We start from the raw sequence: 19,712 nt of genomic DNA, 5'->3' as shown, positions 1-19,712 counted from the left end.
GGAAATCAATTTTGGTGGTTATCCGTCATACAGACAGCGACCAAACCTGACTCGAAAGAAGAGGCTCCATGAAGGAGCCTCAAGGGCGAACTAGAGTGACTGGGTAAAGGTACGGGTAATCACGTCCTGCTGCTGCTCTTTAGTGAGCGAGTTAAAGCGAACGGCATAGCCCGAAACGCGGATGGTTAACTGAGGATATTTCTCAGGGTTATCCATCGCGTCCATCAACATTTCCCGGTTCATCACGTTAACATTCAGGTGCTGGCCGCCTTCAATACTGGCCTCATGATGGAAGTAACCATCCATTAGTCCTGCCAGATTGGTTTTACGTACATTATCATCTTTGCCAAGCGCATTAGGCACGATGGAGAAAGTATAAGAGATACCGTCTTTAGCGTACGCAAAGGGTAATTTCGCTACCGAGGTCAGCGATGCTACCGCTCCTTTCTGGTCGCGACCGTGCATGGGGTTAGCGCCAGGGCCAAAGGGGGCGCCTGCACGGCGGCCGTCTGGCGTATTACCGGTTTTCTTGCCATAAACGACGTTAGAGGTAATGGTCAGAACGGACTGCGTTGGCACCGCGTTGCGATATGTTTCCAGTTTCTGAATTTTCTTCATAAACCGTTCAACCAGGTCGCATGCCAGGTCGTCCACGCGCGGATCGTTGTTACCGAACTGGGGATAGTCGCCTTCGATGTCGAAATCAATTGCCAGGCCATCTTCATCACGCACGGGTTTCACTTTGGCATATTTAATGGCTGAGAGTGAATCCGCAGCCACAGACAGTCCGGCGATACCGCAGGCCATGGTGCGGTAAACATCACGATCGTGCAGCGCCATGAGTGACGCTTCATAGCTGTATTTATCATGCATGAAGTGGATGATGTTCAGTGCGGTGACATACTGTTTTGCCAGCCAGTCCATGAAGTGATCCAGACGGGCCATCACGACGTCGAAATCGAGCACTTCATCCATGATTTTGGCTTCTTTCGGCCCCACCTGCATTTTCAGTTTTTCGTCCATGCCGCCGTTGATCGCGTACAGCAAGGTTTTTGCCAGGTTGGCGCGGGCACCAAAGAACTGCATTTGCTTGCCGACGATCATAGGGCTGACACAGCAGGCAATGGCGTAATCATCGTTGTTAAAGTCAGGACGCATCAGGTCGTCATTTTCATACTGCAGTGACGAGGTGTCGATTGAAACTTTAGCCGCATATTTTTTGAAGTTAACGGGCAGTTTTTCAGACCACAGAATGGTCATGTTTGGTTCAGGGGAGGGGCCCATGGTGTAAAGCGTGTTCAGGAAACGGAACGTGGTTTTACTGACCAGCGTGCGACCATCAACGCCCATCCCCGCCAGCGATTCGGTGGCCCAGATAGGGTCGCCAGAAAACAGCTCATCGTATTCTGGTGTACGCAGGAAGCGGACCATGCGCAGTTTCATGACCAGATGGTCAATCAGTTCTTGTGCCTGCTCTTCGTTCAGTTTTCCTGCCTGGAGGTCGCGTTCGATGTAGATATCGAGGAAAGTCGACACCCGGCCAAAAGACATGGCCGCGCCGTTCTGTGATTTAACTGCAGCCAGATAGCCATAATAGGTCCACTGAACGGCTTCAGCCGCGTTGGTGGCCGGGCCAGAAATATCATGACCGTATTTGGCTGCCATCGCTTTAATTTGTTCAAGCGCCCGATGCTGATCAGCAATTTCTTCGCGCAGGCGAATCGTGGCTTCCAGGTTTACGCCGTTTTCAAGATCGTTTTGCAGTGAGGTGAACTGAGCAAACTTATCCGCCATCAGATAATCAATGCCGTATAGGGCAACACGACGATAATCACCGATGATGCGTCCACGACCATAAGCATCAGGCAGGCCGGTCAATACGCCGGATTTACGGCAGCGTAAAATGTCAGGTGTATAAACATCAAAAACACCCTGGTTATGCGTTTTGCGGTATTCCGTGAAAATCTTTTTCAGAGACGCGTCGAGTTCACGACCATAGACCTTGCATGAGCCTTCAACCATTTTAATACCGCCAAAAGGAATAATGGCGCGTTTCAACGGGGCTTCGGTTTGCAGGCCAACAATTTTTTCCAGTGATTTATTGATGTAACCGGCATCGTGGGAAGTGATGGTTGAGGCAAGATCGGTATCAAAATCGACTGGTGCATGGGTGCGGTTTTCAATTTTGATGCCTTCCAGCACGCTCTCCCACAGTGTTGTGGTGGCCTCGGTGGCACCGGCCAGAAAGGACTCGTCGCCTTCATAAGGCGTATAGTTTTTCTGAATAAAGTCGCGTACGTTGACGCTGTTCTGCCATTCGCCTTCAGTAAATCCCTGCCAGGCTGAAGCGAGTTTTGCATTACGTTCGGTCATAATATACCTGCCTTATTTAAGGAGACTTTTGCTCTCGGGCGTACCAGGCTGCGATATGCCGTTGAGACAGGATTAGTGCGTTTCTTTACCACCGCGTAAGTAAATTACCCAGTAGGTCAATCCGACTAGCAGGCCGCCGCCAATGATGTTACCGAGCGTGACCGGAATCAGATTGTCGAAAATAAAGTTTTTAACGGTGAGGGCCGGGAACTGTGCTGCTGTGGCCCCTGCGGCCTGCCAAAACTCAGGCCCGGAAAAGTCGCGTATCACGATCGCGAAAGGAATCAAAAACATATTGGCGATACTGTGTTCAAAACCACAGGCGACAAACATGGCCACCGGCAAAATCATAATCAGGCTTTTATCGGTCAATGTCCGTCCTGAATAGCTCATCCAGACCGCCAGGCAGACCATCAAATTGGCCAATGTGCCGAGGCAAACGGCTTCGATAAAAGTATGATGCATTTTATGGTCGGCTGTTTGCAGGACGTTTAATCCCCACGCGCCGTTTGCCACCATCTGTTCACCGGAGAACCACATGAGCGTGACGAAAAATAACGCGCCAGCCAGGTTACCGATATAAACGGTTATCCAGTTTCGTGCCAGTTGCCCCCAGGTGATGCGTCCACTGGCTTTGGCGACCACAATGAGGACGGTAGATGTGAACAGATCGGCACCGCATACCACGACCAGTATGAGTCCCAGTGAAAAACAGATGCCGCCGATCAGTTTTGCCAGGCCATAAGGCACAGCACCGCTGCCCGTGGTAGCCGTGATGTAAAACACGAAAGCAATCGAGATGAACATGCCCGCAGTAAAGGCCAGAAAGGTCGTGGTGAGGGGATGTTTAGTGGCTTTATAAACGCCAGCATCTTCAGCCACTTTCGCCATCGCGGCGGGTAATAACAGATTAAAAGGATTGTCAGCTTTCACACTAACTCACTCCAAAAGTTGTCTGAAAAAATGATAACAAAGGCAACAGTTACAGAAGTTGATTTGGATCATGATCAGCCATGCAAGGACGGTGCGTGTTTGACTGAAAGACGGGATTTTTGGGGTTAATTTATTGAAATATAATGATTAAAAATATTTTAAATTATGCAATTTTTGTTTAAGAGATGGCGGTGTGCCGTCAAGACGATCTCTGCAGAGTTAACGAAATGCATCTGTTATGTTGCTTTAAATAATGATGATAAAAACGCTGAACAATACATCCCTTAAATACTTATTCTCAAAAAAAAGAAAGGCACCCATTAAATAAGGTGCCTGTGAGATTATTATCGCTTTATCCTGAAACAGAGCCGCGAAAGATTAGGCGTTTTTCCAGTAAAGACGTTTCGCCTTTTGCAGCTTTTCATAGGCAGCAAGCAAAGCCTGATGAGCAGGGAAAGCCTTAAGATCGCTGTCTACCGGCTGGAGGCCATTGAAGGCCGCCTCACCGCTGATTGCCGCCGAGGCGGCGTCGACAGCGTCAGCACCATACATACGCACAAAGGCTGCGTGATACTCAAGCGGATTCCGCTCATCTTCCATCGCCAGCAGCAGCAGAGTTTGCAGACAGCGGTAATAATTTGCACGCTCCGGGCTGAATACGGAGCCATTAAATTCCATTGTCCATTCCGTCCAGATCAGCGCCTGATCGAGATCACCGCCAGCCAGGGCCAGCATGGCTTTGAGTTCACCAATGCGCAGCGTGTACCAGCCGTTATCTTTGCCTGTCGCCAGTCCCAGCAACTCGCGGACACGCGTGAAGTCATCAAAACCTTCTTCGTCCAGCTGAGAAATTAAATCCAGGTACTCTTCCGGATTCCAGTTGCTGCCGGGCAGGGCCAGAAGCGTTTCACGAATACCTGCACCCATGCTGTTATTCGCCAGCAACAAGTCTTCAGCCGGATAAATATCTGACATACCGGGCACAATAATGCGGCAGGCATACACACCGAGGTGCTCATAATCAGCGATGTAAACGTCCTGACCTTCGGCTTTGAAAATCGCCATGAGCGTACTGAATTCCTGCTCGGTGGTGCCATCAAATTTCCAGTCAACGAAGGGATAATCCGCTGTTTCTTTAAACAGATCCCAGGAGATCAGGCCGCTTGAATCGATAAAGTGGGTTTCCAGGTTGGCGTGCTCTGCCACTTCTTCATCATCAAACGTGGGCGGCGTGAACACATCCAGATCTTTCAGGCTGCGGCCCTGAAGCAGTTCGGTAACGGTACGCTCCAGCGCGACACCAAAATCAGGGTGCGCGCCAAAAGAGGCGAAACAGGTGCCGTTGGCAGGATTAAACAGCACAACGCAGATAACCGGATATTTCCCACCCAGTGACGCGTCATAGGCAAAAATCGGGAACCCTTCGGCTTCCAGACGGGCGATGGCCTCAACCACATCGGGGTAACGCGCCATCACGGATTCAGGAATGGCAGGCAGGCTGATGGACTCGGCGATGATACGATTTTTAATATAGCGCTCGAAAACTTCTGACAGCCCCTGTACCCGTGCCTCGTTGGCCGTGTTGCCGGCGGACATGCCGTTCGACACATACAGGTTACCGATAATATTCATCGGAATATAAACGGTCTGCTGATCGGACTGACGGGTAAAGGGCAGGGCGCAGATGCCGCGTGCGCTGTTACCCGACTGGAGATCGATTAAATCTGAAGCGGAGAGGGCGTTTTCAGGATCGTAAAAGGCGCGCAGGCGCGCATCCAGGATGCCTTCAGGCAGGCTGTCGTCTTCAAGCAGAGCAAACCATTTTTCATTGGGATAGTGAACAAAATCCCCCTGGGCGATACTGTTGCCAAGCCAGAAATCAGCAAAAAAGTAATTCGTGGACAGGCGTTCAAAATATTCTCCCAGCGCCGAGGCCAGAGCGGCTTTTTTGCTGGCGCCCTTACCATTGGTGAAGCAGAGGGGGCAGTCGCGATCACGAATGTGGACAGACCAGACGTGTGGCACAGGATTCAGCCAGGAGGCTTCTTCAATATTAAAACCCAGATCCTGTAATTTGGTCTGGAAGCGTGAAATGGAGTCTTCCAGGGCGGCATCTTTGCCCGGGATAAAAGTTTGCGTCATGGTGCCGCTCTCTCTGTAAATGGGGAGACATAAAGCGCGCAATGATACGTTTTTTACCGTCTGTTCGCTATCAAGACGCCGCAATTTTACCGTCGTTTTTCTCATGCTTTGTCATCTGAGCCAAAGCCGGGACTGCATGAAAGGAAGCCGCCTCACAATATTTCGTGCCGGATTACATTGGTAATATAACCTTCGGTGCGTCATGCCGAAAAAATGTGACCGCAGTTCGATTTATGATTGCAGCCACCAGAAGGCAGTGATAAAACCGAATCGTTATTCATAACCGTTCGATATGACAGTGGTGAGGGAAATGACGCAAATTTATAATTTTAGCTCTGGGCCAGCGATGCTGCCGAGCGAAGTACTCCGCCGTGCAGAACAAGAACTGACAAACTGGCATGGTCTGGGAACTTCAGTAATGGAGATCAGCCACCGCAGTAAAGAATTTATTCAGGTGGCAGAAGAGGCTGAAGCGGACTTCCGCGATCTGCTGAAAATTCCTTCCAATTACAAAGTATTATTCTGTCATGGCGGCGCACGTGCGCAGTTTGCTGCTGTACCGGGCAATTTACTCGGCAGTGCGACCAGTGCGGACTATGCAGATGGAGGCTACTGGGCTCACAGTGCCATTAAAGAAGCGGAAAAATATTGCTCACCGCGGACGCTGGATGTCAAAACGACCCAAGAAGGTAAGCGCGCCATCCTGCCGATGCGCGAATGGGATGTCAGCGACACGGCCGCCTATTTGCATTTTTGCCCAAATGAAACCATTGACGGTCTGGCTATTGACGAAGAGCCTGACTTTGGTGACAAGGTTGTGGTCGCCGATCTTTCCTCCACCATTCTGTCACGCCCAATTGATATCAAGCGCTATGGTGTGATTTACGCAGGTGCGCAGAAAAATATTGGTCCGGCTGGCCTTACCCTGGTTATCGTACGGGACGATCTTCTCGGCAACGCGCATCAAAGCGTGCCTTCCATCCTTGACTACACCGTTCTGGCTGAAAATGATTCCATGTTTAACACGCCACCTACGTTTGCCTGGTATCTGAGTGGCCTGGTCTTTAAGTGGCTGAAGCAGAAGGGTGGTGTCGCTGAGATGGAAAAAATTAATCAGGCAAAAGCCGGATTACTCTATGGTCTCATCGATAACAGCGATTTTTACCGTAACGATGTGGCACTGCAAAACCGTTCCCGAATGAACATTCCTTTCCAACTGGCTGATGCCTCGCTGGACAGCCTCTTCCTGGAAGAGTCATTTAAGGCAGGTCTGCACGCATTAAAAGGTCACCGTGTTGTGGGCGGCATGCGTGCCTCAATCTACAATGCGATGCCATTGGAAGGCGTTAAAGCGCTGACCGATTTCATGATTGATTTCGAACGCCGCCACGGCTAAGTCTTTCACTGTCAGTGGAATGACTGACACCCGACTCCGCCCTCTGGCGGAGTCATCGTTTTTTAAGGATTACGTTTCACATGCAAGATTCCCTGACCCTTCAGCCCATCGCTCGCGTTAATGGTACGGTTAATTTGCCCGGTTCCAAAAGCGTGTCAAACCGTGCGCTTCTGCTTGCTGCACTGGCGAAAGGTAAAACCCGATTAACTAATCTGCTGGACAGCGACGATGTTAAGCACATGCTTAATGCGCTTGATGCACTGGGTGTTGAGTTCACGCTTTCCAGCGATCGTACGGTGTGCGAGGTGACAGGAAAGGGTGGGCCGCTGCATGCATCACAGCCCACAGAGCTGTTTCTGGGCAACGCCGGCACTGCCATGCGGCCGCTTGCGGCAGCGCTTTGCCTGGGTGTGCAGGATGTCGTCCTGACGGGCGAACCACGCATGAAAGAACGCCCTATCGGGCACCTGGTCGATGCACTACGGCAAGGTGGGGCTACTATAGACTATCTCGAAAATACAGATTATCCCCCAGTCCGCCTGCGGGGTGGGTTTACTGGCGGCGACGTTACAGTAGATGGCAGCGTATCCAGCCAGTTTTTGACCGCGCTTCTGATGATGGCTCCGTTAGCTGAAAATCCTACCCGTATCAGCATTAAAGGTGAGCTGGTTTCCAAACCTTACATCGACATTACTCTGCACCTGATGCGCTGCTTTGGTGTCGAGGTTGAGAATCAGCAGTATCAACACTTCCTGATTAAGGGTAAACAGCACTACCAGTCACCAGGTGAATATCTGGTGGAGGGGGATGCGTCTTCTGCCTCCTATTTTCTTGCCGCAGCCGCAATCAAAGGCGGTACCGTGCGTGTCACCGGCATTGGTCGCAACAGCGTGCAAGGCGATATTCGCTTTGCGGATGTACTCGAAAAGATGGGTGCATCAATTGAGTGGGGCGATGACTATATTGCCTGCACGGCCGGGACATTACGCGCTATTGATATGGATATGAACCATATTCCTGATGCTGCCATGACCATTGCCACTGCGGCATTGTTTGCAGAAGGTACGACGCAACTGCGCAATATTTATAACTGGCGAGTTAAAGAAACGGATCGTCTGACGGCTATGGCAACCGAGTTGCGTAAAGTCGGTGCCGAGGTGGAAGAAGGGCACGATTTTATTCGCATCACGCCGCCTGAGACGTTGAAGCATGCCGACATCGGCACGTATAACGATCACCGTATGGCGATGTGTTTCTCGCTGGTTGCGCTGTCCGATACGCCCGTTACCATTCTTGATCCTGGCTGTACGGCAAAAACCTTCCCTGATTATTTTGAACAGCTGCAAAAAATTAGCGAAAACGCCTAATCCCCTCGCCCGATGTCGTGCATCGGGCTCATCATCTTCAGGACGCTTTTCCACGCCAGAGGCCTTTTTCCTGGCTAAATTTCTCATTGCCTCTTCTCAAAAGGTAACTAAGCGTCGCCGGGCAGCGTATAATGCCCGACATTTGTGACGGCCAACCGGCCAAAATGCGCGCAGCAACAGGAGGGAATGATGACAGCAACTGCCCCGGTCATAACAATTGATGGGCCAAGTGGCGCGGGAAAGGGCACCCTGTGCAAGGCGATGGCGGAAGCATTACAGTGGCATTTACTGGATTCCGGCGCAATTTATCGTGTACTGGCCTTAGCCGCATTACATCATCAGGTCGATATTGAGTCTGAAGAGGCGTTAGTGCCTATCGCCGCCCATCTGGATGTGCGTTTCCTTTCTCATCATGGCGAAATGCAGGTCATCCTGGAAGGGGAAGACGTCACCAGCGAAATTCGTACCCAGGAAGTCAGTAATACCGCCTCACGCGTCGCGGCTTTCCCTCGCGTTCGGGAAGCGCTGTTACGTCGTCAACGCGCGTTTCGCGAGGAACCCGGTTTGATTGCAGACGGACGGGATATGGGCACCGTCGTTTTCCCCGATGCGCCTGTAAAGATTTTCCTTGATGCCAGCCCGGAAGAACGTGCTCAGCGACGTATGCTACAGTTGCAGGAGAATGGCTTTAATGTTAACTTTGATCGCCTTTTAGCCGAGATAAAAGAACGCGACGACCGCGATCGCAACCGCGCTATCGCACCGTTAGTCCCTGCCGCTGATGCTTTGGTGTTGGATTCAACCCAGATGTCCATCGAGCAGGTTATTGATAACGCGTTAAATTATGCCCGCAAAACGCTTGGTATGTAATCTTCCGGCTTAAACGAATGTATTAACCCTGTGCCACGGATCCGGTGCAGGGCATGTGAAACAACCCCATCCGACATGATGTCAGATGGACGTTAAATTGAAGAATCCTAAGATTATCAATATGACTGAATCTTTTGCTCAACTATTTGAAGAATCCCTGAAAGAAATCGAAACCCGCCCGGGTTCCATCGTTCGTGGCGTTGTTGTCTCTATCGACAAAGACGTTGTTCTGGTTGATGCGGGCCTGAAATCTGAATCTGCAATCCCTGCAGAGCAGTTCAAAAACGCAGCCGGCGAACTGGAAATCCAGGTTGGTGACGAAGTTGACGTTGCTCTGGACGCAGTGGAAGATGGCTTCGGTGAAACTCTGCTGTCACGTGAGAAAGCTAAGCGTCACGAAGCTTGGATCACGCTGGAAAAAGCTTACGAAGAAGCTGAAACTGTTACCGGTATTATCAACGGCAAAGTCAAAGGTGGCTTCACAGTTGAGCTGAACGGTATCCGTGCGTTCCTGCCAGGTTCACTGGTTGATGTGCGTCCAGTACGCGACACACTGCACCTGGAAGGCAAAGAGCTTGAATTCAAAGTGATCAAGCTTGATCAGAAACGCAACAACGTCGTGGTTTCACGTCGTGCGGTTATCGAATCTGAGAACAGCGCAGAGCGCGATCAGCTGCTGGAAAACCTGCAGGAAGGCATGGAAGTTAAAGGTATCGTTAAGAACCTCACTGACTACGGCGCATTCGTTGATCTGGGCGGTGTTGACGGCCTGCTGCACATCACTGACATGGCCTGGAAGCGCGTTAAGCATCCAAGCGAAATCGTGAATGTTGGCGATGAAATCAACGTTAAAGTCCTGAAATTCGACCGCGAGCGTACCCGTGTATCTCTGGGTCTGAAGCAGCTGGGCGAAGATCCATGGGTGGCTATCGCTAAGCGCTATCCAGAAGGCACCAAGCTGACTGGTCGTGTAACCAACCTGACTGACTACGGCTGCTTCGTTGAAATCGAAGAAGGCGTTGAAGGCCTGGTACACGTTTCAGAAATGGACTGGACCAACAAAAACATCCATCCGTCTAAAGTCGTAAACGTAGGCGATGTGGTTGAAGTGATGGTTCTGGACATCGATGAAGAGCGTCGTCGTATCTCCCTGGGTCTGAAGCAGTGCAAATCTAACCCATGGCAGCAGTTCGCTGAGACCCACAACAAAGGCGATCGCGTTGAAGGTAAAATCAAGTCAATCACTGACTTCGGTATCTTCATCGGCCTGGACGGTGGCATCGACGGTCTGGTTCACCTGTCTGACATCTCCTGGAACGCGACTGGCGAAGAAGCCGTTCGTGAGTACAAAAAAGGCGACGAAATCGCTGCCGTTGTACTGCAGGTTGATGCAGAGCGCGAGCGTATCTCTCTGGGCGTGAAACAGCTGGCAGAAGATCCGTTCAACAACTACATCACTTTGAACAAGAAAGGTGCTATCGTCACCGGTAAAGTGACTGCAGTTGATGCGAAAGGTGCTACAGTTGAATTGGCAGACGGCGTTGAGGGTTACCTGCGCGCTTCTGAAGCTTCAATGGACCGTATCGAAGACGCTACACTGGTTCTGAACGTCGGTGACGACGTTGAAGCTAAATTTACTGGCGTTGACCGTAAAAACCGCGTAGTGAGCCTGTCTGTTCGTGCTAAAGACCAGGCTGACGAGAAAGAAGCTATCAACACTGTTAACACCAAACAGGAAGAAGGCAACTTCTCAAGCGCAATGGCTGAAGCGTTCAAAGCGGCTAAAGGCGAGTAATCGACCTTGCACCGGGCGGATTCATCCGCCCGGTTTCGGTAAAGGCTGTCATACATTCCTGTAGGGATTAACCGGAGGTTACATGACCAAGTCAGAATTGATTGAAAGGCTGGCGGGACAGCATACTCATATACCGGCGAAAGTCGTTGAGGATGCAGTCAAAGAGATGCTTGAGCACATGGCCACAACGCTGGCACAGGGCGAACGCATTGAAATCCGGGGATTCGGCAGCTTTTCGTTGCACTATCGCGCACCGCGCACTGGCCGTAACCCGAAAACGGGTGACAAAGTGGATCTGGAAGGTAAATACGTTCCCCACTTCAAGCCGGGCAAAGAACTGCGTGACCGTGCTAACATCTACGGCTAAGCCGATACCGAAACGCCTAAACGACATCTCCGGATGTCGTTTTTTTTTGCCCGCGTGATTATGTTCGCTCTCCCGCAAAAAAATGCGTCTGCGCTGCAACGAATTATCCTCTCTGGAAACCCTTTCTTAATTCACTCTTTACGCGCTTTACCCTGAAAGTCTGAAGGACATACTTACGCCAGTTCATCAGCGGGATACGGTATGTTGACATGGATTGGACTGGCGAGACTGGCCTCGCTGACCGCGTTACCCTTACTGATCGTGCCTCAGCTCCCTTCGCGAACGTTTATTGTCGTGATGCTGCTGTGTGGCACTTGTCTGGTAGGGATGTCCGTACGTTATGTCCGCATCGCAGGCTATACGCTTTTGCTGGCCGCCTGGGGGCTGGTTAATGCGCAATCCCTGGTCAACGACACGGAATGGATGAGTACCCGACCCGCCTGGTTTGTCGTGCAAATTGAAGAGGTAAAACAAGACGCGTCACGTATTCGGGTCAGAATGTTGAAAGCGGGAAACCGGATTTTCTTTCCTCCCCGTTTTGCCTGGCTGTCACTGCAGGATAACGCTACAGCCTATTGTCCGGGGCAGCGCTGGCAAATGCGGCTCAGGTTACGCGCTGTTCATGCCAGACTCAATGAGGGAGAATTCGACGCACAACGCTTTGCCATGGCGAATCATACCCCGGTGCAGGGGCGCATTATCAAGCAACATCCTGTGCAGTCTGAATGCAGCTGGCGTTGGCAGCATATTCGTGGCCACAGGCAACATTACGAACATTTACCCGCTTCGGCTACGCTGGAGGCACTGGCTTTTGGCATTCGCGACAATCTGAGTGAGGCAACCCGTCAGCTGTTACGTGATACCGGAACGGCGCATCTTATGGCCATTTCAGGTATGCACATTGGCCTGGCCGCGGGCACCGGATGGCTACTGGCGCGGGGCAGCCAGTTTTTGTTACCGGCACGCTGCATTAGCTATCTGTATCCGCTCATTGTCAGTTGGCTCTGTGCCGCACTCTATACGTGGCTTTCAGGGGCCCAGGCGCCAGCGCAGCGGGCATTACTGGCACTGACGCTATGGGCAATAACACGTATAACAGGTATACAGCTCAGCCCCTGGCAAATCTGGACGCTCTGCGTAGGGTTGTTGCTGGCACTGGATCCGCTTACCGTCCTCTCGGACAGCTTCTGGCTGTCGGTGCTGGCGGTGGGGATGTTGCTGACCTGGTATCGCTGGTTTCCTCTGGCCGAGCGCTTTCGTGACAGGCGGCGCTGGTTTTTACTGCAACTCCTTCATCTGCAACTGGGGATGATGATCCTGATGGTGCCGCTTCAGGCCGCATTATTTAATGGCATCAGCCTGACCGCGCTGTTCGCTAATCTGTTTGCGATTCCTGTCGTGTCGTTTATTACGGTGCCATTGATACTCATCACCCTGTTGCTACCTTTCCCGGCATTATCAGTGTGGGGGTGGCAGGCGGCCGATCTGTCCCTGCGGTTTCTGTTCTCCGGCCTTGCCCTGCTACCGGCAGGCTGGTGGCCGCTGCAAGGCGCACCTTTCCTGATAATAGTCATATGGGGAGGGCTACTCCTGTGGCGTTCCGGCGTACTGTTCTCCATGCCGTTCAGTTGTAGCGCTGTCGCACTGGCAATCCTGTTTTCCCGCCATGCTAAGCCGGAAGCGCTATGGCGCATTGATATGCTGGACGTGGGGCATGGATTGAGCGTCGTCATCAGCCAGGGCGATGAAGCGGTGCTCTACGATACCGGTCCACGCTGGAAATACAGCGATGCAGGGAGCCGCGTTATTCTGCCCTGGCTTGAACGTAAAGGACTCAGACTGCGGGAGGTTATTCTCAGCCACCGGCATCTTGACCATACCGGCGGGCTGTCGGCTATTCTGCAACATGTCCCTACTGTACGGTTGCGCAGCGGACTTACAGAAAGCGGGCATTTACCCTGTGTACGCGGTACCACATGGCGCTGGAAACGGCTACATTTCCGGGTGCTCTGGCCAGCAACGTCTCCCAACCAGGGGAAAAACAACGATTCATGCGTGGTGAGTGTGGATGATGGAAGCGTCCGTTTGTTACTCACGGGCGATCTGGAAACCGAGGCGGAGCGGCAGTTAGTGCGGCTGGAAAAGCAGCAGTTAAAGGCGGATATTCTGCAGGTACCTCATCATGGCAGCCGGACATCCTCATCGCGCTTACTGCTGCGCAGCATCGCCGGCCATACCGCCATCACCTCTGTAGCACGCTATAATGCGTGGCGAATGCCCGCGAAGTCCGTGCTGCGAAATTACCGTGAACACGCTTATGACTGGCGTGATACCGGTCAGTCCGGACAAATTAGTATCAAAATAGAGGCAAACACCGTGCAGGTTTTTTCCTTCAGAGAACAATTAGTGCCCCGTTGGTATCATCAGTGGTTTGGCGTCAAACGCGAATCCAGGTAGAATGACCGGCTATTTCCAACAACGTGAATAAATAATGCATCAAGATAAAGATCTCTCAACGTGGCAGACATTCCGTCGACTCTGGCCGATGATCGCACCCAACAAAGCTGGCTTAATTGTGGCGGCTACTGCCCTGATTATTAATGCCGCAGGCGATACGTTAATGCTCTCCCTGTTGAAGCCTTTGCTGGATGACGGCTTTGGTAAAGCGGACAGATCCGTGATGCTGTGGATGCCGTTGGCAGTCATCGGCTTGATGCTGGTTCGTGGCGTAAGCAGCTATATCTCCAGCTACTGCATCTCATGGGTGTCAGGCAATGTGGTGATGAATATGCGCCGTCGTCTGTTCAGCCATATGATGGGCATGCCGGTTGCGTTCTTCGATCAGCAATCCACGGGTACGTTACTCTCTCGCATCACCTATGATTCGGAACAGGTCGCCTCGTCGTCATCGGGGGCGTTGGTCACCGTGGTGCGTGAGGGCGCTTCGATAATTGGCCTGTTTATCATGATGTTTTATTACAGCTGGCAGCTGTCGTTGATTCTGATTGTTCTGGCTCCAATCGTATCCTTCGCGATTCGTACCGTATCAAAGCGCTTCCGCAACATCAGCAAATCGATGCAAAACACCATGGGACAGGTGACGACCAGTGCCGAGCAGATGCTGAAAGGGCACAAAGAAGTGCTGATTTTTGGTGGCCAGGACATTGAATCCGAGCGTTTTGCCAAGGTCAGTAACCGCATGCGTCAGCAGGGGATGAAGCTCGTTTCAGCCTCTTCAATCTCCGATCCGGTTATTCAGCTCATTGCTTCTCTGGCTCTGGCATTCGTTCTGTACGCCGCCAGTTTCCCCAGCGTGATGGATACGCTGACTGCGGGGACCATTACGGTGGTCTTCTCATCTATGATCGCTCTGATGCGCCCGCTGAAATCGCTGACAAACGTGAATGCGCAGTTTCAGCGTGGTATGGCGGCCTGTCAGACGCTGTTCTCCATTCTCGACAGTGAGCAGGAGAACGACACCGGTACGCGTGAAATCACGCGCGCAAAAGGTGATGTCGAATTCCGAGGTGTGACCTTCACCTATCCCGGCCGTGAAACACCTGCGTTGAAAAACATTAACCTGATGCTGCCTGCCGGAAAAACCGTTGCCTTAGTCGGGCGCTCCGGCTCAGGTAAATCGACTATCGCCAGTTTGCTGACGCGTTTTTATGATATTCAGCAGGGCGAGATTTTACTGGATGGCCATGACCTGCGTGAATACACCTTAGCGTCGTTGCGTAATCAGGTCGCACTTGTGTCGCAAAATGTGCATCTGTTCAACGATACTGTTGCCAATAACATTGCCTATGCGCGCAGTGAACAGTACAGCCGCGAGGAAATCGAAAAGGCGGCGACGATGGCACACGCGATGGACTTTATTAATAAAATGGACAAGGGGCTGGATACCGTCATCGGGGAAAATGGTGTGCTGCTATCAGGCGGTCAACGCCAGCGTATCGCCATCGCCCGCGCTCTGCTGCGTGACTGTCCTATCCTGATTCTCGATGAAGCCACCTCTGCGCTGGACACCGAGTCCGAGCGTGCTATCCAGTCTGCCCTGGATGAGCTGCAGAAAAACCGCACCTCACTGGTGATTGCGCATCGCCTTTCTACTATTGAAAAAGCGGATGAAATTGTGGTGGTGGAAGAGGGCAATATCATCGAACGCGGTACGCACGCCGACCTGCTGGCGGAAAAAGGTGCTTATGCCCAACTCCATAAAATGCAGTTCGGCCAATGATTGAGCGCATCTGGAGTGGCCGATCGCCATTATGGTTAGTCCTGTGGCCACTCAGTGTGCTTTATGGCGCCATTACGGCGCTGATCCGCCTCAGTTTCCGGCGTGGCTGGCGTAAAAGCTGGCGTGCGCCCTTGCCTGTTGTCGTGGTGGGGAATCTGACCGCGGGCGGGAATGGTAAAACACCCGTGGTCATCTGGCTGGTTGACGCCCTGCAGCAGCGAGGATTACGGGTAGGTGTGATTTCCCGCGGCTACGGGGGGAAAGCAGACCGCTATCCGCTGCGTGTCACTGCGGAAACCGCCACCGATCAGGCGGGTGACGAGCCGGTGCTGATTGCGCAGCGCACAGCTGCACCCGTTGCAGTGGCACCGCGACGCCGTGAGGCGATTGAAGCCCTTCTGCAACATCATTCACTGGATCTCATCGTGACTGATGATGGCCTGCAACATTATGCGCTCCAGCGCGATCGGGAAATTGTGGTGGTGGATGGCGTGCGACGTTTTGGCAACGGCTGGTGGTTACCTGCCGGACCCATGCGGGAACGGGCATCCCGCATTAAGACGGTAGACGCGGTGATCGTTAACGGTGGTGAAGCGCAGCAGGGCGAAATTGCCATGCAACTGCAGGCGGGGATGGCAACCCATCTGCTCAGCGGTGAACAACGACCGCTCAACACGTTGCACGATGTCGTCGCCATGGCCGGCATTGGTCATCCGCCGCGCTTTTTTCATACCTTAAAACAGCACGGTCTGACGCCCGTTGCGGAGATCGCCTTTGCCGATCATCATGCTTACAGCGAAGAGGAACTGTCGCGTCTGGTCACGCCCGGCCAAACGCTGTTGATGACGGAGAAAGATGCCGTTAAATGCCGCGCATTCGCGCAATCCTCATGGTGGTATCTTCCCGTCGATGCCCATCTGCAGGCTGAGGCAGCGACGCTACTCTTAGACGATATACAACGCCTGTGTGGCATGTATTCACCACGAGAGCCGCACTAATTTCCACTGAGAAGGAAGAGAATGGGCACGCATTCACTTTCACGACAGCAGGCACGTAATATTCAGCTCGCGGCGCAGGGGTTATTGCGTCCGGTGAAACGTCGGGCACGTTTTCAGGATATTTCAGCCTGCATTAGCCGCATGTCGCTGTTGCAAATCGACACCATCAATGTGGTGGCCCGCAGTCCGTATCTTGTCTTATTCAGTCGCTTAGGCGACTATCCGCCCGTCTGGCTGGACGAGTCGCTGGCGCAGGGGGAGATTTTCGAATACTGGGCGCATGAAGCCTGTTTTATTCCCCGCGCAGATTACCGGTTACTGCGGCACCGCATGCTGTCGCCAGAGCGCCTGGGCTGGAAGTACAGTGCAGACTGGGCAACGGAACATCAGCAGGAAATCGCTGATCTACTTACCTATATACGCGACAACGGGCCCGTCAGATCGGCTGATTTCGCCAGTGGAAAAAATCATAAGCCAGGATGGTGGGCATGGAAACCCCACAAGCGGCATCTCGAAAACCTGTTCAGTTCAGGGGAGTTAATGGTGTCAGCGCGCCATAATTTTCAGCGCGTCTATGATTTACGCTCACGTGTCATGCCTGACTGGCAGGATGCGCTGCATGCTATCAGTGAGGATGACGCTGTCCGCCTGATGTTAGTGAACAGCGCACGCAGTCTGGGCATTTTTCGCCGTGAGTGGCTGGCAGACTATTACCGGCTAAAGCGCGCGCCCATTAAAGACTTTATCTTATGGGCACAGGCGGCCGGCGAAATCATGCCGGTTGAGGTCGACGGCATGGGAGAGATGTGGCTGCATCGGGACGCTCAGGCCGCATTAGCCACGCCGTTGATCGCAACACATACCACGCTGTTATCCCCTTTCGATCCGCTGGTATGGGACAGGAAACGTGCGCTTGCGTTGTTTGACTTTGACTACCGCATTGAATGTTACACGCCTGCGGCCAAACGTAAATATGGCTATTTTGTCTTACCGGTGCTGCATCGGGGCCAACTCAAAGCCCGCCTGGATGCACGGATGGTGCGCTCAACAGCCTTGCTGGAAATTAACAACATCTGGCTTGAACCTGACGTCGCGGTAACCGTTTCCTTTCTCAATGACGTGCAACGTGCTATTGAACGCTTCGCCCGTTGGCAGGGGGCCGAAACGGTCTTGCTAAAGAATGCGCCTTCGGCGTTACTGACACACTGGCCAACGCGCTGGCAGCTTAACAATTCCTGATGCAGCGCGGGTGTGATTTACCCGCTCTCATCAGCGCTGTGATATGCTTTAGTCCTTACGCTCTCGGTCCGAGATGGAGGACATATGGATCACCGTTTACTCGAAATCGTTGCCTGCCCGGTTTGTAATGGCAAATTGTACTTTAACAAAGAACAGCAAGAGCTGATCTGCAAGCCCGACGCGCTGGCTTTCCCTGTGCGTGACGGTATTCCGGTACTGCTGGAAAACGAAGCCCGTACGTTATCGGTTGAAGAGATCCATCCATGAGTTTTATTGCCATCATTCCTGCGCGTTATGCTTCCACCCGTTTACCGGGTAAACCCCTGGTTGATATTCATGGCAAGCCAATGGTGGTGCATGTGATGGAGCGCGCCCGGGAATCGGGTGCCAGCCGTGTGATTGTCGCGACCGATCATCCTGAGGTGGCCCGCGCTGTCGAGGCTGCCGGTGGCGAGGTGTGTATGACACGCGCCGACCATCATTCCGGTACGGAACGCCTTGCAGAAGTGATTGAAAAATATCAGTTCGCGGATGACCAGATCATCGTCAATGTTCAGGGCGACGAACCCATGATCCCCGCTGATATCGTCCATCAGGTGGCGACCAATCTGGCTCAGGCTGACGCCGGCATGGCGACGCTGGCGGTGCCGATTACGGATGCGGAAGAGGCGTTCAATCCCAACGCCGTCAAGGTGGTCATGGATGCCAGAGGCTACGCGTTGTATTTTTCACGCGCGACGATTCCCTGGGATCGTGAACGTTATGCGCAGTCCCGGGAACAGATCGGTGACACGCTGCTGCGCCATATCGGCATTTATGCTTATCGTGCCGGGTTTATTCGTCGCTATATCAGCTGGGAACCCTGTCCGCTTGAGCAGATCGAACTGCTGGAGCAGTTGCGCGTGCTGTGGTATGGCGAAAAGATCCACGTTGCGGTGGCAAAAACGATTCCGGGCGTTGGCGTGGATACGCCAGAGGATCTCACCCGGGTCCGCGCCGCGATGCTTCGCTGACCTGTTCCGCTTCTTGTGAGATGACCGTCTGCGCACGCGGCTGAGGCGCCGGGTTCCGGTCCACTCAGCCTGCGCCATGACGGATGTGCGCCTTTGCGTCTATCCATCAGATCGTGCGGCAGAGGGTGAGGCGGATGAGAAGCGTTGCAATGCGCTCCCCAGCGTTTCGTAGATCGCGCGTTCGCTGTGACTCATCCACAGCGGGGAAGGATAAAAACGCTCCCACCAGTTAAGTGGTGAAGTAATCGCCAGTTGATTGGCGGGCGCTGCAATCGGCTTGAGTCCTGCCTGAGTGAAAAACCGCATCGCGCGCGGCATATGATTAGCTGAGGTAATCAGCAGGAAAGGGTGGTGCCCGATGAGCGTGCTGACAGCCTGCGCCTCCTGTGCGGTATCTTTTGGCTGATCCAGCAGACGAATGTGCGATGAAGGTACGCCCAGGCTTTCGGCAACCTGTGCGGCGACCCAGGCATTACTTTTGGGATTTTGCCCTGCCGCAGCACCGGTAAAGACCAGGGTAGCATCCGGATGGCGCTGCCACTGACGCACACCTTCTGTCACGCGAGGCAAACTGTTGTTCAGCAGGTTCGAGCTGGGCGCCCAGGCCGGGTTATAGGTATAGCCGCCCCCTAACACCACGATGTAATCGACTTTTTCAGTCCCATTCCACGTCGGGTAATGCGATTCGACGGGCAACAGTAAGCGATCGGCGACCGGCTGTAGGCTTATCAGTAATAACATCAGCCAACTCACTGAGATAAAGATTTTACCGCTTTTCTGCCAGCGGCTGAACCAAAGCAGCAAAATGCCGACAGCCATCAAAAGAAGCAGAAAAGGCAGGGGCAGTAACAGGTTGCCAAATGCCTTTTTCAGCATAAAAAACATGTAAAATCCCTCTTGTTGTCCGAAAAAACAGCAGCCAGAGCAGAAGAAGAGCATGAAAGCTTCATTCTTACGGCACCTGTGACAAAATAGCATA

General features: G+C 52.7%; 15 protein-coding genes. 11 read left to right on the top strand and 4 right to left on the bottom strand.

Annotated elements, in window-relative coordinates:
* Window positions 1-90: 90 nt before the first annotated feature.
* The 3 genes from pflB to ycaO form a co-directional block, all read right to left on the bottom strand.
* On the bottom strand, window positions 91-2,373 hold the full coding sequence (pflB, locus tag RAC60_RS06535) for a formate C-acetyltransferase (protein WP_006118617.1): 2,283 nt from the start codon (window positions 2,371-2,373) through the stop codon (window positions 91-93).
* A 72-nt stretch (window positions 2,374-2,445) separates the two neighbouring features.
* Window positions 2,446-3,306 (bottom strand): formate transporter FocA, encoded by an 861-nt coding sequence (gene focA, locus RAC60_RS06530; RefSeq protein ID WP_033737642.1) that lies wholly within the window; start codon window positions 3,304-3,306, stop codon window positions 2,446-2,448.
* Window positions 3,307-3,684: 378 nt separating this feature from the next.
* Complete coding sequence (gene ycaO / locus RAC60_RS06525; RefSeq protein ID WP_058701027.1) at window positions 3,685-5,448, bottom strand: 30S ribosomal protein S12 methylthiotransferase accessory factor YcaO; 1,764 nt, start codon at window positions 5,446-5,448, stop codon at window positions 3,685-3,687.
* Window positions 5,449-5,758: 310 nt separating this feature from the next.
* On the opposite strand from ycaO, the gene serC reads away from it, so the two are divergent.
* From serC to kdsB, 11 genes are all read left to right on the top strand, one after another.
* Window positions 5,759-6,844: a 3-phosphoserine/phosphohydroxythreonine transaminase gene (gene serC / locus RAC60_RS06520; RefSeq protein WP_006118621.1), complete on the top strand. Its 1,086-nt coding sequence runs from the start codon at window positions 5,759-5,761 to the stop codon at window positions 6,842-6,844.
* A gap of 80 nt (window positions 6,845-6,924) precedes the next feature.
* On the top strand, window positions 6,925-8,211 hold the full coding sequence (gene aroA, locus RAC60_RS06515; protein WP_039341315.1) for a 3-phosphoshikimate 1-carboxyvinyltransferase: 1,287 nt from the start codon (window positions 6,925-6,927) through the stop codon (window positions 8,209-8,211).
* 189 nt (window positions 8,212-8,400) lie between these two features.
* Window positions 8,401-9,081 (top strand): (d)CMP kinase, encoded by a 681-nt coding sequence (cmk, locus tag RAC60_RS06510; protein WP_033737640.1) that lies wholly within the window; start codon window positions 8,401-8,403, stop codon window positions 9,079-9,081.
* A 121-nt stretch (window positions 9,082-9,202) separates the two neighbouring features.
* Window positions 9,203-10,876 carry a 30S ribosomal protein S1 gene (gene rpsA, locus RAC60_RS06505; RefSeq protein ID WP_033737767.1) on the top strand — a complete coding sequence of 558 codons (1,674 nt, stop codon included), beginning with the start codon at window positions 9,203-9,205 and terminating at the stop codon, window positions 10,874-10,876.
* An 82-nt stretch (window positions 10,877-10,958) separates the two neighbouring features.
* Complete coding sequence (ihfB, locus tag RAC60_RS06500; protein WP_003849360.1) at window positions 10,959-11,243, top strand: integration host factor subunit beta; 285 nt, start codon at window positions 10,959-10,961, stop codon at window positions 11,241-11,243.
* Window positions 11,244-11,444: 201 nt separating this feature from the next.
* Window positions 11,445-13,700, top strand: coding sequence for a DNA internalization-related competence protein ComEC/Rec2 (locus RAC60_RS06495; RefSeq protein ID WP_058701025.1), 2,256 nt, complete (start codon window positions 11,445-11,447; stop codon window positions 13,698-13,700).
* 34 nt (window positions 13,701-13,734) lie between these two features.
* On the top strand, window positions 13,735-15,483 hold the full coding sequence (gene msbA, locus RAC60_RS06490) for a lipid A ABC transporter ATP-binding protein/permease MsbA (RefSeq protein ID WP_033737638.1): 1,749 nt from the start codon (window positions 13,735-13,737) through the stop codon (window positions 15,481-15,483).
* The gene (gene lpxK, locus RAC60_RS06485) at window positions 15,480-16,481 is read left to right on the top strand and encodes a tetraacyldisaccharide 4'-kinase (protein WP_033737637.1); all 1,002 of its coding nucleotides are present in this window, start codon (window positions 15,480-15,482) and stop codon (window positions 16,479-16,481) included. The genes msbA and lpxK overlap by 4 nt, the downstream gene beginning before the upstream one ends.
* 21 nt (window positions 16,482-16,502) lie before the next feature.
* Complete coding sequence (locus RAC60_RS06480; RefSeq protein WP_033737636.1) at window positions 16,503-17,720, top strand: winged helix-turn-helix domain-containing protein; 1,218 nt, start codon at window positions 16,503-16,505, stop codon at window positions 17,718-17,720.
* Between the two features lie 84 nt (window positions 17,721-17,804).
* Complete coding sequence (locus tag RAC60_RS06475; RefSeq protein ID WP_006118631.1) at window positions 17,805-17,987, top strand: Trm112 family protein; 183 nt, start codon at window positions 17,805-17,807, stop codon at window positions 17,985-17,987.
* A complete protein-coding gene (gene kdsB, locus RAC60_RS06470; protein WP_039341301.1) occupies window positions 17,984-18,733 on the top strand; it encodes a 3-deoxy-manno-octulosonate cytidylyltransferase in 750 nt (249 codons plus the stop codon). Before RAC60_RS06475 ends, kdsB begins: the two co-directional genes overlap by 4 nt.
* Before the next feature lie 99 nt (window positions 18,734-18,832).
* Here the strand turns inward: kdsB and elyC are convergent, their stop codons facing one another.
* A complete protein-coding gene (gene elyC, locus RAC60_RS06465; protein WP_058701024.1) occupies window positions 18,833-19,618 on the bottom strand; it encodes an envelope biogenesis factor ElyC in 786 nt (261 codons plus the stop codon).
* Between the last annotated feature and the right edge of the window lie 94 nt (window positions 19,619-19,712).

It is taken from the genome of Pantoea sp. BR_17, from assembly GCF_041955125.1.
Lineage (GTDB): Bacteria > Pseudomonadota > Gammaproteobacteria > Enterobacterales > Enterobacteriaceae > Pantoea > Pantoea stewartii.
This window is presented reverse-complemented; position numbering and strand designations above follow the sequence as displayed.